The sequence below is a fragment of the Altererythrobacter sp. genome (assembly GCF_050299635.1).
Lineage (GTDB): Bacteria > Pseudomonadota > Alphaproteobacteria > Sphingomonadales > Sphingomonadaceae > Erythrobacter.
Genome location: NZ_JBNKWF010000010.1, coordinates 72,316 through 75,433 on the forward strand (window position 1 = coordinate 72,316; position 3,118 = coordinate 75,433).

The following is a 3,118-nucleotide window of genomic DNA, read 5'->3' on the forward strand; positions in this document are numbered from 1 at the left end:
CGCCCATAGCTTGTAGACATGGTCGCGGTCGATCGCGCGGGCTACGATATGAACTTGCGGATAGGTCTTGGCGACATAGCCGACGAGCCCGTCGATCTGCTCCTTTTCGTCGAGCGCCACGACCAGTAGCTTGGCGTCAGCTATCCCGGCGCTCTCCAGCAGGTCGGGCCGTGTCGCATCGCCGAAATAGCTGCGTATCCCGAACTTTCTGAGCACTTCCAGATGGCGCGAATCGTAATCGATCACAGTCGCCTTGTGACCGGCTGCATCGAGAATCCGGTCGACGATCCCGCCAACGCGGCCCCGCCCGGCCAGGATGATATCATGCGTTTGCTCTATGGCGTCGGCTTCGGCCTCCTCGCCGCGGCAATAAAGGCGAGCCACCACCTTGTCGTAGAAGATGAACAGCAACGGCGTGACGAGCATTGTCAGCGCCACGATCAGCAGCAGCAGGTCCGCCAGCGCCTGAGTGAAGACGAAATTGGCAACGCAAAAAGCGATCAGCACGAAGGCGAATTCGCCCGCCTGAGGCAGGCTGAGAGCGAATAGCCACAGCGCCTGCCTGCGCAGCCCGTAGAACCGGCCCACTGCCAGCAAAACCGCCAGCTTCGTGGCGATGACCACCGCCGCCCAGAACAGGACCTCGCCATAGCGTTGCGCTGCCAGCCCAAAGTCGATGCTCGCGCCGACCGTTATGAAGAAGAGGCCAAGCAACAACCCCTTGAAGGGGTCAATGTCGCTTTCGAGCTCGTGCCGGTATTCGCTGTTGGCGAGAACAACGCCGGCAAGAAATGTTCCCAGTGCGGGGGAGAGGCCGACGATCGTCATCAGCAGCGAAATGCCGATTACGAAGACCAGCGCCGCAGCAGTGAACAGCTCGCGCAGATTGGCCCCCGCGACATAACGGAACAGCGGGCGAGTGAGGTAATTGCCGATCAGGACCACGGCACAGACCGCCGCGACGCGCACCACTGCCGCGAGCCAGATCGGAAGGTTGGCGGTCAGGTCGAACCCGCCATGGCCTGCCCCTTCTGCGACATGCCCGATACCGCCACCGATGAGATCGGGCATGGCAAGCAGCGGCAGGAGCGCGAGGATCGGGATCACCGCAACGTCCTGCAACAGAAGCACTGAGAAGCTCGCTTCGCCGCCTTCGCTGCGCAGCAGGCCCTTCTCCGTCAGCGACTGGACAATGATCGCCGTGGAACTGAGCGCCAGCACCATGCCGATCGCCAGCGCGGTCTGCCACGGACGTCCGTCGAGCAAACCGATCGCCGCGATCGCCAGCGTCGTGAGCATGACCTGCCCGCCGCCCAGCCCCACCAGCTTGCCGCGCATGTCCCACAGCCGCTTTGGCTCCAGTTCCAGCCCGACGAGGAACAGCATCATCACCACGCCGAACTCGGCGAATACCTGCAGCGCCTCGACATTGACGTTGAGCGTCGCCAGCACCGGGCTGATCGCCATGCCGGCGAGCAAATAGCCCAGCACCGATCCCAGTCCCAGACGCGCAGCCAAAGGCACGGCAACCATGCCCGCAACGAGGATCAGGAAGGCGAGGATCAGGAAACTGGTCATGCCCTCTCCTCAGCCCACCGGATCAGATATGCAACATCAGATATGCAACATCAGATATGCACCGTCAGATATGCAGGGCCCGCCCGTAAGCCCCCAGCACGCTCTCATGCATCATCTCACTGAGCGTCGGGTGCGGGAAGACGGTTTGCATCAGTTCCGCTTCGGTCGTTTCGAGCTGCTTGCCCACAGTATAGCCCTGGATCAGCTCCGTCACTTCCGCCCCGATCATATGCGCGCCCAGCAGTTCGCCGGTCTTGGCGTCGAACACGGTTTTGATGAAACCTTCCGCTTCGCCCAGCGCAATCGCCTTGCCATTGCCGATGAAGGGGAAGTTGCCGACCTTGACGGTATAGCCCGCTTCCTTGGCCTTGGCCTCGGTCATCCCGACCGATGCGATCTGCGGGTGACAATAGGTGCAGCCGGGGATGTTGTTGCGGTCGAGCGCATGCGGGTGGACATCCTTGTTGCCCAGTTCCTGCGCGATGGCTTCTGCTGCGGTCACGCCTTCGTGGCTCGCCTTATGCGCCAGCCAGGGGCCGGGCGTGCAGTCGCCGATCGCCCACAATCCCTTGCTCTTGGTGCGGCCATAGGGATCGATCTGGATGAAGCCCCGGTCCATCTCGGCGAGCTTCTCCAACCCGATATTCTCGGTATTGGGGACGATGCCGATGGCGACGATGCAATGGCTGAACTCCTGTTCGGTGACCTTTCCATCCTTGCCTTTGATCCTGGCTTTCACGCCCTTGGCGTCAACCTTGATATCCTCGACACCAGCGCCGGTCATGATCGTCATGCCCTGCTTGGTCAGCGATTTTTCGAGGAAGGTGGAGACGTCCTTGTCCTCGACCGGAACCACGCGGTCGAGCATTTCGACCACGGTCACTTCGGCACCCATATCGTTGTAGAAGCTGGCGAACTCGATCCCGATCGCTCCGCTGCCGATCACCAACAGCTTCGTCGGCATTTCGGGCGGCGTCATCGCCGTGCGATAGGTCCAGATGCGCTTGCCGTCTGCCGGTGCAAAGGGCAGGTCGCGCGCCCGCGCGCCTGTGGCGACGATCACATGCTTGGCAGTGAGCTTTTCCTCACCCTTCTCATCCTTCACGGTCAGCGAAGTCGGGCCAGTCAGCGTCCCCTCGCCCATGTGCACCGTGATCTTGTTCTTCTTCATCAGGTGCGTGACGCCCTGGTTGAGCTGTTTAGCCACACCGCGGCTGCGCTTCACCACCGCTTCCAGATCTGCCTCGATTTCCTTGGCCTTGAGCCCGTAACTTCCAGCGTGCTGCATGTAGTGGAAGATTTCGGCCGAACGCAGCAGCGCCTTGGTCGGGATGCAGCCCCAGTTGAGGCAGATGCCGCCCAGGTTTTCGCGCTCGACAATCGCGGTCTTGAGACCCAGCTGCGCGCTGCGAATCGCCGCGACATAACCGCCGGGGCCACTGCCAAGAACGATGACGTCGTAACTAGCTGACATTACTCGATAACCTCTGCTGGAATCCTACAGGATGGAACACATGGAACACGGTCCATATGGTGAAAA

General features: G+C 61.4%; 2 protein-coding genes. Both read right to left on the reverse strand.

Annotation, left to right across the window (positions count from 1 at the left end):
• Positions 1-1,578, reverse strand: a 1,578-nt coding sequence (locus tag ACQY6C_RS07390; protein WP_427966906.1) for a cation:proton antiporter, incomplete at its 3' end; no start/stop codon positions are given.
• Positions 1,579-1,642: 64 nt separating this feature from the next.
• On the reverse strand, positions 1,643-3,052 hold the full coding sequence (gene lpdA / locus ACQY6C_RS07395) for a dihydrolipoyl dehydrogenase (protein WP_427966909.1): 1,410 nt from the start codon (positions 3,050-3,052) through the stop codon (positions 1,643-1,645).
• Positions 3,053-3,118 lie beyond the last annotated feature (66 nt).